The 12,973-nt window shown below is 42.4% G+C and carries 10 protein-coding genes; 5 read left to right on the forward strand and 5 right to left on the reverse strand.

Annotated features, from left to right (window positions below):
* Positions 1 to 15 precede the first annotated feature (15 nt).
* Together dnaX and apt are read right to left on the reverse strand one after the other, a co-directional pair.
* Complete coding sequence (dnaX, locus tag PR761_RS13910; RefSeq protein WP_006815132.1) at positions 16 to 1,962, reverse strand: DNA polymerase III subunit gamma/tau; 1,947 nt, start codon at positions 1,960 to 1,962, stop codon at positions 16 to 18.
* 124 nt (positions 1,963 to 2,086) lie between these two features.
* Entirely contained in the window at positions 2,087 to 2,638 is a 552-nt protein-coding gene (gene apt / locus PR761_RS13915; protein ID WP_006815133.1) for an adenine phosphoribosyltransferase, read from the reverse strand.
* 150 nt (positions 2,639 to 2,788) lie between these two features.
* Between apt and priC the strand changes: the two genes are divergently transcribed.
* Entirely contained in the window at positions 2,789 to 3,337 is a 549-nt protein-coding gene (gene priC, locus PR761_RS13920; RefSeq protein ID WP_006815134.1) for a primosomal replication protein PriC, read from the forward strand.
* A 14-nt stretch (positions 3,338 to 3,351) separates the two neighbouring features.
* On the forward strand, positions 3,352 to 3,522 hold the full coding sequence (locus tag PR761_RS13925) for a DUF2496 domain-containing protein (protein ID WP_006815135.1): 171 nt from the start codon (positions 3,352 to 3,354) through the stop codon (positions 3,520 to 3,522).
* 6 nt (positions 3,523 to 3,528) lie between these two features.
* Here PR761_RS13925 and mscK read toward each other — a convergent pair whose 3' ends face one another.
* From mscK to acrR, 3 genes are all read right to left on the reverse strand, one after another.
* Positions 3,529 to 6,915 (reverse strand): mechanosensitive channel MscK, encoded by a 3,387-nt coding sequence (gene mscK / locus PR761_RS13930; RefSeq protein ID WP_154610679.1) that lies wholly within the window; start codon positions 6,913 to 6,915, stop codon positions 3,529 to 3,531.
* 74 nt (positions 6,916 to 6,989) lie between these two features.
* On the reverse strand, positions 6,990 to 7,343 hold the full coding sequence (locus PR761_RS13935) for a DsrE/DsrF/TusD sulfur relay family protein (RefSeq protein WP_006815137.1): 354 nt from the start codon (positions 7,341 to 7,343) through the stop codon (positions 6,990 to 6,992).
* A gap of 12 nt (positions 7,344 to 7,355) precedes the next feature.
* Positions 7,356 to 8,006: a multidrug efflux transporter transcriptional repressor AcrR gene (gene acrR, locus PR761_RS13940; protein ID WP_006815138.1), complete on the reverse strand. Its 651-nt coding sequence runs from the start codon at positions 8,004 to 8,006 to the stop codon at positions 7,356 to 7,358.
* Between the two features lie 134 nt (positions 8,007 to 8,140).
* Between acrR and PR761_RS13945 the strand changes: the two genes are divergently transcribed.
* The 3 genes from PR761_RS13945 to PR761_RS13955 all read left to right on the forward strand — a co-directional run bounded on the left by PR761_RS13945 (position 8,141) and on the right by PR761_RS13955 (position 12,855).
* On the forward strand, positions 8,141 to 9,331 hold the full coding sequence (locus tag PR761_RS13945) for an efflux RND transporter periplasmic adaptor subunit (RefSeq protein WP_006815139.1): 1,191 nt from the start codon (positions 8,141 to 8,143) through the stop codon (positions 9,329 to 9,331).
* 15 nt (positions 9,332 to 9,346) lie between these two features.
* A complete protein-coding gene (locus tag PR761_RS13950; protein ID WP_006815140.1) occupies positions 9,347 to 12,505 on the forward strand; it encodes an efflux RND transporter permease subunit in 3,159 nt (1,052 codons plus the stop codon).
* 128 nt (positions 12,506 to 12,633) lie between these two features.
* Positions 12,634 to 12,855: a hypothetical protein gene (locus tag PR761_RS13955; RefSeq protein ID WP_154610680.1), complete on the forward strand. Its 222-nt coding sequence runs from the start codon at positions 12,634 to 12,636 to the stop codon at positions 12,853 to 12,855.
* Positions 12,856 to 12,973 lie beyond the last annotated feature (118 nt).

A 12,973-nucleotide genomic window follows, 5' to 3' on the forward strand; every position in this document is an offset into this window, starting at 1 on the left:
AGCTAGACTGTAGCGTTAAACGGGGCGAATACTCTCTTCATCCAACTGCGCATCAAACATTGACTGCAATTTTTGAATCGTTTTATCCGCAATAATAGACTGACGAGCTTGCGCCAGTTTTTCTTCATAAATCGCCTGACGCCATTCCAGCGGTGTTTTTACCGCAGTATTATCATCTTGAACGACATTCAGTTCAACAGGGCGACCATAATGTTGACTCAATGCATCTTGCAATACTTGGTGCGCATTGGGTTTATCAAGATGGCGCTGAGATGAGCGTAAGTGTAAAACGATTTGCGACTCACTTAACTCTTCTTTATATGAATTCAAAGCCAATTGTTCAACTAGCTTTGGAATATTTAATTGTGCTATTTCACCGGACCAACTATCTCTAACACGACCTTCTTCAACAATTTTTGCTGCTAATTCAGGGGTTTTTTCGTATTCCAGCGCCTCTTTAATTTCAGCTGGCGTGGTAACGGCATCTTTTACGTCTAGCACCTCTCCGTTCTGAGGTCGCCATTGATACGGTTTTGGTTTAGTTGGCTTAGTGCTTTGTGTTGCCTTATTCAGCATATTTTGCTGATGCTTGCTGGTCACCGCGGCCAGCCTTTCCAATGCTGATGCCGCCGGCTTAGCCCTTTCGGACGTCACCGGATTAGTCTTTTTTGGACTCGGATCCTCACTTTGTGGTGCTTGTAGCGCCTGCCTCGCTTTTAATAACTGCAAGGTCGGGCTATTTTCTGGCAAATTTTCAGCGCTCACTGGCGGTGGAACTTGACGTTTTACCGTTACGGGAACTGATTCTGACTGAAATGAAGGTACTGAATCACTTGCAACTAATTTCGGCGGCAGCTCAATTTCTTCAATAATATTTTTGGGGTGGAAGGCTAAGGCACGTAATAATGCCATCTCCACGCCCATACGCCTTTCCGGTGCAAATGCCAGCTCTTTTCGTCCTACCAACAATGTTTGGTAAAACAGTTGCAGATCTGCAGGAGAAATAATTCTTGCGACTTGCCTCAATCGACCTTGCGTTGATGACGGGTCGGTCTCTTTTTCTGGAGGAAGTAGCTGGATCATAGCGATACGGTGAAGCTGGGCTAAAATTTCAACCAAGAGGTTTTCCCAATCAGCCCCACGAGAAGCTGCCTGTTCAACCTGAGCCATTACAGCTAAGCCATCCGCACGAACTAATGCTTCAATAATCGCCAACGGCTGCTCATCATCTAAGGTGCCCAGCATCTGGCTCACGATTTCTGCAGTAACCGTTCCCTGCCCCATTGCAATCGCTTGGTCCGTTAAACTTAACGCATCACGTAAGCTGCCATCGGCAGCACGGGCAATGAGTTGGCGGCCACGAGTATCATGCTCAATATTTTCTGCATTCAGGATCAATTCCAGCTGTTCACTGATTTGATCAACATCTAATGCTTTTAAATGGAATTGTAGGCAACGAGATAAAATCGTAACAGGAAGTTTTTGCGGATCCGTTGTAGCAAGTAAAAATTTCACATGTTCTGGTGGCTCTTCAAGAGTTTTCAACAGCGCATTGAAGCTATGTCGAGATAACATGTGTACTTCGTCAATCAAGTAAACTTTGAAACGTCCGCGAGCAGGTGCGTACTGGACGTTATCCAGTAGATCGCGAGTATCTTCAACTTTGGTTCGTGAGGCGGCGTCAATCTCAATCAGGTCAACAAAACGACCTTGTTCAATTTCCAAGCAATTGGCACACTTTCCGCAAGGCGTCGCTGTAATGCCGTTTTCGCAATTTAAGCCTTTCGCAAATAAGCGGGCGATCGTCGTTTTTCCAACACCGCGAGTGCCAGAAAATAGATAAGCGTGATGAAGCCGTTGGTGCTCAAGCCCATTGGCAAGTGCAGTCAGAACATGCTGCTGACCAACAACGTCCGAAAATTTTTGGGGGCGCCACTTACGGGCAAGTACCTGATAGCTCATGGATTCCACTGTAATTAAACATGGTACATTGATAGATCTAATAATAGTACCATGCTACCACAGCCTCAACCTTTACGGCGAGACTGTAGTAAAAATAGTAAAGAGAGTGTGAGTGCAAATCAGATTAGTGGCCGGGAAACTCAACTAAACAGTAGGAAGTGACGCCTTGTTTTTCTAAGCGCTCAACGCCACCTAAATCAGGTAGGCCGATAACAAATGCAGCATCAACAACTTTGGCGCCTAACTGTTTGATCATTTTCACCGTTGCTTCAACAGTACCACCTGTCGCCAGTAAATCATCAACCACAAGTACATTGTCTTTTGGCGCAATACTGTCTTTGTGAATTTCCAGTGTGTCAGTGCCGTATTCCAAATCGTAGGTCATACTTAACACTTCACGCGGTAATTTACCTTTTTTACGCACTGGAACAAAGCCAATACCGAGGCGTAAAGCAACAGGAGCGCCAAATAGGAAACCGCGGGCTTCAGTACCGACAATTTTCGTCACACCTTTGTCTTTGTAATGTTCAACCAGCATATCAATCGTCGCTTGATAAGCGGCAGGTTCATTTAGCAGTGTGGTAATATCGCGAAATAAAACACCTTCCTTCGGATAGTCAGGGATAGATGCGATACTCTCTTTAATCAATTGCAGTTGTTGCTCTTTAGCGGTCATAATAAAAACCAATAATGTAGTAAGTAAATACGAAAGGGTAGAATCTATGCAAACTACCATAAAAATGCAATAAGAAGCCGCCTTTTTGCGCTAAGTTTTATTGCTGGATATCAATATTCCGCCACTTTTCACATTTATTGAGAATAAAAAATGAAAACACAGGCTCTCTTAGAGGCTTTAAAAAAGCAGATCGATGAATTAGAGGCGCGAGTGACTCCGATAAAGGATCAGGAGTTTTCACACTCTCGGTTTGATATGCAACTATTCAGCCATAAGTCGACTCGACTCGGTGATTGCCAAAAAGAGCTTAATAACCTTTATCAGCAACTGTGCCATAGTGTCACTCTCAAACACACTCAGCAAGTTAACTTTCTAACTGAAAAAATTGTTCATCAGATGCAAGCAATCTCTCGGGAGCTATCTACCCAATCCTTACGCGAAAAAGAATCTTCATTCCGTGCAAAAAAGGAACAGGTTGATTTATATGAACGTTTATCACAACATCAAGATTACGAGCGACGCTTACAATCAATGGTAAGTGAAAAAGAGCTCTATTTAAGTGGTTTAACTGACCACCATTTACAGCATCAGTGTCAAAAGGAATTAGCGGTTTTAGCGGGTCGTTTATATCGTTGCCGACAAGCACTTTTGCGCATTGAAAAAGCCATTGAACATCAAGAAAATCAATTTTTAGAATAAAGATAGGAGTCCCCATGGGAACACTGGAAAATGCCCCGATAGAGATCCAACTCGCTGTCGACCTTATTTATCTGCTGGAGTCATCAGACGTCGAAACGGATGTGGTATTAAAAGCCTTAGATATCGTTAAGCACGATTATTTAAATAAGCAAGCTGCCGAAGCAGCCTGCCACAGTGAAGATTGATGTCTTTTAACCCTCAGTTTTATCTTGGCCATCTTTTGCTATGCGTTTAACTTCCTGCACTTCATCCCCTTGACTATTGTGCAGATGAACTTCAAGCTGATTAAATGCAATATTGATATCGTTTTCGCGGCAAAGTCTATCAATCTCACGATTCACTTCATCACTAGTCACTGCACGATCACCAATTTGACGAACATAGAAACGCAGCTCGTGATCTAACGTACTCGCACCAAAACTTAAGAAATACACACCGGGTGCAGGTTCTGCCATCACTTTACTGTTTGATGTCGCTGCTTGCAGCAACACCCGCTTGACCTTATCCAGATCGGATCCGTATGCCACCCCGATAGATACCGTAATACGAGTCACGGTGTCGGATAGAGACCAGTTGATCAACCTTTCAGTCACAAATGCCTTGTTCGGGATGATCACCTCTTTGCGATCGAAGTCCACAATGGTAGTTGCACGAATGCGGATTTTACTAATCGTTCCTGAATACGTCCCAATTGTGACCGTATCACCGATTCGAATCGGTCTTTCAAACAGTAAAATGATCCCCGAAACGAAGTTAGCGAAAATTTCCTGTAAACCAAAACCCAGACCAACGGTTAGGGCTGCGGCTAACCATTGCAATTGATTCCATGTCACGCCAATCATTCCAAGAGAGGATATCGCACCAATACTCACAATAATATAAGTCAGTATCGTGGTGATGGCATAGGTCGACCCTTGGCGCAGTTTCAAGCGTGATAGCACTAAAACTTCCAATAACCCGGGTAAGTTTCGCGTCATGATCCAAGCCACTACAATAATCACCACTGCTAAGATAAGGTTGGCTAAAGTCACAAACCGGACAACATTGGTGCCTTCCGCAGAGGTTGTTCCGTAGCTCCACAGTTCTACACTGTCTAAAAATGAAAAGATTGTGATAAAATCTGACCAAATCGCGTAGAAACCAAGGGCGAAAATAATAAATAGCACCATCGTCGTTAAGCGCAATGACTGCTGACTAATCAGCTCAATCGTCATTGGCGGCTCTTTGATTGGTTCATTTTCCGTCTCTTCTTGCTTCAACATAGCTCGACGTTCAAGCGCTCGCTTATACGCCAATTTCCTTGCCCCAAGGCTCAATCCACGCAAGCATGCGTTATACGTGATATACCATAGCACTAATAAATACAGGCTATCTAACCATCGGTTAGCTAATCGTAACGTGGTGTAATAATACCCTGCAATCATTAATCCAATGAGAATCAGTGGTGAGAATGTCAGTAATGTAATCAAAATAGAGCGTGTTAAATGACTACCACTTTCTTGCCAGACTTGCTTACAAAATGGGATCGTGAAAATGCACAATAACAATAAACTAATCGACACCACCAATTGACCAATAACATCCTCTGACACTTTCATTGGATTACTCATCCCATAAGTCGAGAAGAAGATTAATGGCAGCAATGGGATTGATAATCGAATCATTCTACGACGCATTTTTTGCGCATAAGAATGTTCAATATTGAAGTGTTTTTCTGCAATTCCATCGGGCTTCAGAACCCGGAACGTTAGCTCAAATAGCGCCCAGAAAATAGCGAGTTGTAAGCAATAAGCCCAAACAAACTCCCCTTGTAAGTTACCAGTTTTTAAGAACCAGTAACCAATAGCTATCACGACTAAAGAGATTGGTATAGTTTGCAATAACGTCAAGAGCAGCGCTAATGGCGTATTTAAAACACTGTCGTGCCTTAAACTTGATAAACTTTGATTGATCGCTTGCAAACGTAAACTGATTTTTCGGTTAAACCAGATGAAAATCAGTGCAGCAAGTAACAGTGGGATAGTAACAGGTAACGAATTTATAAAGCCTTTTTTCAGACTAGAGAGTGAAAAATCAAAATCCACATGTGTCAGCTGATTGGCAGCGGCTTCGGGGAACGCTTTTAGCCACTCAATATCCATGGGTTTGTTACTGTTTACCCAAAATATTTGCTGTGCCAACGTATGCTCTAAAGACCCCACTACACTCAGTAACTGATTTTGATCGAGCTGTAAATTAATTGCTTGGGATATTTGTCCACCAAGCTGCAAATTGAGCTCATCCAGCAGCTCACGACGCACATCCAAAATTTTGACTAATGCGCTCTTATCATCGGAGGTGAATAAAACAGCACTGTCTTGCTCTCCAACTTTTACTGCTTGCTGGTGCTCTAGATTATTAATGTAATCGTTGGTTTGATATAACGCATCACGCTGCTGATTGATATCAAATTGTTCCAAACGCAAGTCAGCAATAATGACCGGTAAGTTTTTCGTTAAGATATCAGGAGGTAAATCGATTTGTTGTTGAAATAAAATTCGAGATAACAATAAGCTACCTCGTAATACATTAATTTGCTCTTTTAAGTTGCGCTCAGACTGGGTGGCTCGCTCTAACCAGGTTTTTACACGGATACCATTTTGCACCATCCGATTGCCATCTTGTGTTACTTCAATCAGGCGATTACTGAGCTGATTGTTAATTTCAATCTCTTTTTGAAGAATAGGATTCTGCTGTACAGCAACATCATTAGTCGAGGAATTTTGAGCTTCTCGGACAGTGGATTGTGAATCTTTTAGGCGCTCCTTACTAATAGCCCCCTGAATACGCTGAATATGATTATCTAATTGCTCAATATAAGCAGCGGTATAGTCTCGCTGTTTTTGCAGTACATCTTGTAACTGGGTATTCGCCTGTAATACTCGTTTTTGATATTCATTTTGTTGCTGCAATAAATATTGCTCTATTTGCAGCATATTCACTTGAGAGGGCCGTAATTTGCTCGCGCCCGTTATGGTTGTATTGAGCTCATTACGGATCTCTTGTAACCGATTCGCGTTATCTAGCATCATCGCCTGAGCGCGTTCGGGCTGAGTCTGTAAGCCAATCAGTTGGCTATTATAGGTCGCTAAATCATTTTGTTCGGATTGTAGATTTTCTAGGTAAGTTGCCAGCAGAGCTTCTAATTGCTGCAAACTGCTATTTTCAATTTGATGGTCAAAGTTAATGTCAGGATTTTCACTTTGATTTTTTATCTGCGATAAACCTTGAATTGCCTTTCTTGATTCTTCATCAGCATGGCTAAGTTTTTTTTGCAGTTCATCTGAACGCTGCTCAATTTTATCTAGCTCATCATAAAAATTTAATGATTTCTCTAGATCTGCAATCGTTAATTTATCTTCCTGCCCCGCACTACTTTTTTTATTTAATGAATTGAGTTCAGTTTTGAGCTCATTTTTAGTTGGGAGGTTATTTGTTGGTGCGGCAATGACATGGAAAGAAAAAAGGGTAATAACAAACACCAGAAATAGTCTGACAGAATATGACCGCATTTTTCTAAATTGCATCAGTAAGCTCATGAGATATATTTAAAATCCTACATTTATACAACACTAAGCTGCAATTCAAAAAGAACCGCAGCTTAATCTTCGACTTAGAATGTTAATACTTTATCTGCTTCTAACGTCCAAGCTGCTAAGTCGACAAGAGTACCAATCTCAACACCATCAATTAATGGTAATTCACTGATACCGCGAGCATCGGTGCAAGTTTTGCACAATTTAACGGGGACATTTTGAGCGGTTAAAATCTCAAGCATCTGCTGAAGATTATAACCTTCTTTTGGTTTTTGAGCTGTTAATCCCGCAGTGACTGAATCGGACATTAAGAAGATTTTTAATGAGGTTTGGGGATGTTGCTCTTTTAACGTGATAGCTAGGCGTAGGGAGTTAAATAACATTTCACTCCCATAAGGGGCACCGTTCGCAATGATCAGGATGGATGACATGGCTTTCTCCGATTAATCGTTATGCGTTGATAACACTCTTAATGACGTACTATTTTTGAGTGTCTCTAATAGAGTATCAACTAACGTCGTTGTATGTGTCCCTATCATAAAACTCTCTGGCTGTAATAACCAGTTTTCGAGTAAGCCAGACATCAATGCACGGATCATTATCGCACTGCATTCTACATCTAAGTTCTCAGGGAGTTGCCCAGCGGCCACACAATCGTGAAGATTTTTGACAATGCGCTGCTGGATTGCCATATAGTTTTCACGTTTAAAATCCACGACAGATGCCATTTCCCCTACTAATTCACATTTTAAGAAAAAGATTTCCATCAATGCGCGGTTTTTGGGGATACTAATGAAATCAGTGAGAATATAAATTAACAATTCTCTTAGTATTAAAAGTGGATCATTGGTATATTTCGAACGATAATAATCTTCAGCCTGAGTAATTTGATTGTCGCTAAACTCACAGGCTTGATGGAAGAGATCCACTTTATTTTTAAAATGCCAGTATATAGCCCCTCGGGTCACTCCCGCGGCTTTTGCTATATCGGCTAATGATGTGGCTGAAACACCTCTCTCAGAAAACGTTTTGATAGCGGCATCTAATATTTCCTGACGGGTTTCTTCAGCCTGTTGTTTAGTTTTTCGTGCCATTGTGACCCGTTTTTATCGAAAGCTGATTTACATACATTAGTGTATGTTTGTACTATAGCATAGTGATAATTCATATTTTTTGCTATTTTTCCTATTTTTGTTTTGAACTCATATCGATTAATTGAGGTTAACTTATGCGAATAAACAGAGGGGTGTTACCTCTGGCTCTGTTGGTTCTGTCAGGCGGCTTAGCGTTATCTGGTTGTAACGAAGAACAGAAAGGTGGCGGTGAACGCCCGGCGCCTGATGTAGGAATTGTTACGCTTAAAGCTGAACCTCTGACTATAAAGACCGAACTACCAGGTCGTACATCTGCATTCCGTATTGCGGAAGTTCGCCCACAAGTAAGTGGTATCATCCTTAAACGTAACTATAAAGAAGGTACTGATGTTGAGGCCGGTGTATCCTTATACCAAATCGACCCGGCTCCATTCCAAGCTACCTATAACAGTGCTAAAGCAGAATTAGCAAAAGCGCAAGCAAATGCTAATCTCGCCGCATTAACGGTTAAACGTTATAAACCACTACTTGGTACTAACTACATTAGCCAACAAGAATACGACCAAGCGAATTCAACCTACGCACAATCACTTGCAGCAGTAAAAGCGGCAGAAGCAGCTGTTGAAAGCGCTCGTATCAACCTTGACTACACTAAAGTGACTTCACCAATTAGTGGTCGCACAAGTAAGTCAAATGTGACTGAGGGTGCGCTAGTTTCTGCAGGTCAAGCCACTGAACTGATGCGAGTTCAGCAGTTAGATCCTATCTACGTAGATGTCACTCAGTCGAGTGAAGATTTCTTACGTTTAAAAGCTGAAATTGAAAATGGTGCTCTGCAAAAAGAGCCTGGCAAAGCTCCTGTTAGCTTAGTGATTAACAATGGTCAAGAGTACGCTCAGTCGGGTCAATTAGAATTCTCTGACGTCACTGTTGATGAAACCACTGGTTCTATCACTATGCGTGCAGTGTTCCCTAACCCTAACAAAGAATTGATGCCGGGTATGTTTGTGCGCGCTATCTTAGAAGATGGTGTTAAACAAGATGCAATTCTGGTTCCTCAACAAGGCTTAGCGCGTACACCTCAAGGTGATGCACAAGTTATGGTTGTGGGTGCAGAAAACAAAGTTGAAGTTCGAAAAGTTAAAGCTGGACAAGCAATTGGCAATAAATGGTTAGTGACTGAAGGCTTAAAAGATGGCGATCGCGTCATTGTACTTGGCTTACAGAAAATCAAACCAGGAATGGTTGTTGTTCCGAAGCAAGCAAACTTAGAAACCCAATCCATTGTAGACACTCAGGCTAAACCTGAACAACAGTCTAAATAAGGGAGCTATTGATTAATGCCTAGGTTTTTTATAGATAGACCAATTTTTGCATGGGTAATTGCGATTATCACCATGCTTGCAGGTCTGCTGGCAATTATCAAGTTACCTGTAGCTCAGTACCCGACGATTGCACCGCCGGCTGTTTCTATTTCAGCTAACTACCCAGGTGCGGATGCATCGACGGTACAAAATACGGTGACCCAAGTTATCGAACAGAATATGAACGGTATCGATAATTTGGTGTATATGTCATCAACCAGTGATTCATCAGGTTCAGCAAGCATTACGCTAACCTTTGAAGCGGGTACTGATGGCGATATCGCCCAAGTACAGGTACAGAATAAGCTGCAATTGGCTATGCCACTTTTACCTCAAGAAGTACAGCAACAAGGTATCAGTGTCGATAAGTCAAGTAGCTCATTCCTAATGGTTGCAGGCTTCATATCCAAAGACGGCTCAATGGGTCAATACGACATTGCCGACTATGTAGGTTCGAATATTAAGGATCCTCTTAGCCGTGTAAATGGTGTCGGTGAGACTCAGCTGTTTGGTACCCAATATGCAATGCGTATTTGGTTAAAACCAGAGCAACTGGTTAAGTACAATATGGCAACTTCGGATGTCATTAATGCTATTCGTGTACAAAACAACCAAGTTGCTGCCGGTCAATTAGGGGGAACTCCTCCGGTTGGCGGTCAGCGTTTGAACGTGTCAATCATTGCTCAAACCCGTTTAAGTAATGTAGAAGAGTTTTCCAATATCTTACTGCGAGTGAACCAAGATGGTTCTCAAGTTCGCCTGAAAGATGTCGCTACCGTTCAGTTAGGTGCTGAAAACTACAGTACGATTGCACGTTTTAATGGTATGCCAGCGGCGGGTATCGGTATTAAACTCGCAACAGGTGCTAACGCACTGGATACAGCAAATAACGTTCGTGCTGCATTAGCTGATATGGAACCCTTCTTCCCTGATGGGTTAGAAGTCGTTTATCCATACGATACGACACCATTCGTTAAAATTTCGATTAACGAGGTAGTTAAAACGCTGGTTGAAGCAATCATGTTGGTTGTTGTAGTTATGTATCTGTTCTTACAGAACATTCGTGCCACACTGATCCCAACCATTGCCGTTCCAGTTGTCCTATTAGGGACATTTGCTATCTTGTCAGCGTTTGGTTATTCGATTAACACCTTGACCATGTTCGCCATGGTCCTCGCCATCGGTCTACTGGTGGATGACGCCATCGTTGTTGTCGAAAACGTTGAACGTGTGATGCAAGAAGAAGGCTTACCACCAAAAGAAGCAACTAAGAAATCTATGGAACAAATCCAAGGTGCTCTGGTTGGTATTGCGATGGTATTGTCCGCGGTATTTATCCCTATGGCCTTCTTCGGTGGTTCAACAGGGGCGATTTACCGTCAGTTCTCAATCACGATTGTTTCATCAATGCTGTTATCGGTATTGGTGGCGATGATCCTGACCCCTGCACTCTGTGCGACGATCCTGAAGCCAATTGAAAAAGGCAGTCATGGCTCGACAAAAGGGTTCTTTGGATGGTTTAACCGTACATTTGAGAAACAAGCTCACCATTATACAGACAGCGTAAGCCGTATGTTGAATGGGACAGGTCGCTACTTGGTCATTTACCTCCTGCTGGTTGCCGGCATGGCGTTTATGTTCGTGAAGCTACCATCCTCATTCTTACCTGCGGAAGACCAAGGTGTATTCCTGTCAATGGTTCAGTTACCACCAGGATCAACACAAGAACAAACCCAAGTCATCTTGGATGAAGTGAGTGATTACTTCAGAAAAGATGAAGGTAAAAACGTTGAATCAGTGTTTACAGTTGGTGGCTTTAGCTTTGCTGGTGCAGGCCAAAACATGGGTCTAGCGTTCGTCGTTCTGAAAAACTGGGATGAGCGTAAAGGTGATGAAAACCATGTTGATGCTATCGTTGCTCGCGCAAACGCAGCATTATCGAAAAAGCAAGGTGCCTTCATTTATGCCTTCAACTTACCAGCCATTGTAGAATTAGGTACATCAAACGGATTCGACTTCGAATTGGTTGATAAAGGCGGCTTAGGTCATGAAAAACTGATGGAAGCACGTAATCAGTTACTTGGACTGGCAGCTAAACACCCTGAAATTCTGCAAGGTGTACGCCCTAACGGTCAAGATGATACTTCACAATATCGTATCTATATTGACCAGCAAAAAGCACAGGCTCAAGGTGTCGCAATTAGTGATATCAACGCAACCCTGAGCTCGGTGTTTGGTGGAACCTATGTAAACGACTTTATCGACCGTGGTCGTGTGAAGAAAGTTTACGTACAAGGTGACGCGGAAAGCCGTATGTTACCGTCAGATATTAGCAGCCTGTATGTTCGTAATAACCAAGGTAAAATGGTCCCGTTCTCTGCATTCTTAGACGAGTCCAAAGATCCATGGAAATTCGGTTCACCACGTTTAGAACGTTATAACGGTGTTCCAGCAATGAACATTCAAGGTCAAGCTACTGAAGGTCAAAGTACCGGTGCAGCGATGCTGATGATGGAAAAACTGACCACAGAAAACCTGCCGGAAGGTATTGGTTATGAGTGGACAGGAATGTCATACCAAGAGCGTCTGTCTGGAAACCAGGCCCCTGCTCTGTATGCTATCTCACTGATTGTTGTATTCCTGTGTCTGGCAGCTCTATATGAAAGCTGGTCGGTACCATTCTCAGTTATGTTAGTGGTTCCTCTTGGTGTCATCGGTGCGTTACTCTTTACCTCTGTTCGAGGCTTAGATAACGACGTTTACTTCAAGGTGGGTCTATTAACAACCATTGGTTTGTCGGCGAAGAACGCAATATTGATTGTTGAATTCGCCAAAGACTTGATGGAGAAAGAAGGAAAAGGATTGATTGAAGCTACTCTGGATGCAGTAAAAATGCGTCTCAGACCAATCCTGATGACATCATTAGCCTTCATGCTGGGTGTTATCCCTCTGGTATTCAGTAATGGTGCTGGTTCTGCAGCGCAGAACTCAGTAGGTACTGGTGTACTTGGTGGTATGTTCGCAGCAACATCCCTGGCTATCTTCTTCGTTCCGGTATTCTTTGTGGTGATCCGTCGCCGCTTTGATAAGAAAATTGATAACGCAGAACACAGTCAGCCACCCGCAGCTCACTAAATTTACTTAGTACTCATTAAAGGTCACTTCAAATGAAGTGACCTTTTTTTTGCATGAATGGTGAAGAAAGTCATCTACAGGTCACTATCATAAAACAACGTTAGTACGGATAAAAAGGAGCATCATTATTGGGATTAATTACGGTGGTTTCTTGGTTGATAGGGAGGCTCGGATTTAGCACTATTGCCTTGATGATGTTATTGGCACTGTGGTTATCTTCCGTTTCAAATTATCGTTGGTTAAAAATCGGATTTTTTGCCTTATCCTTACTATTAATATCGCCTTATGTTTTCTTCAGTGCTTACATTATTTTTATGTTTTTACTGGCCACTGGAATTGACCTTTCTTAATACCTTAATCCTTATCATTCCCAAACATTATGTTTTAATGTCAGCAGACAGCACCATACTCAGCGCATAAAAAAACGGCCCCATTCTTTGGGGCCGTTATCATACTTTTAGAATCTAT

The organism is Providencia sp. PROV210, from assembly GCF_028479445.1.
GTDB lineage: Bacteria > Pseudomonadota > Gammaproteobacteria > Enterobacterales > Enterobacteriaceae > Providencia > Providencia rustigianii.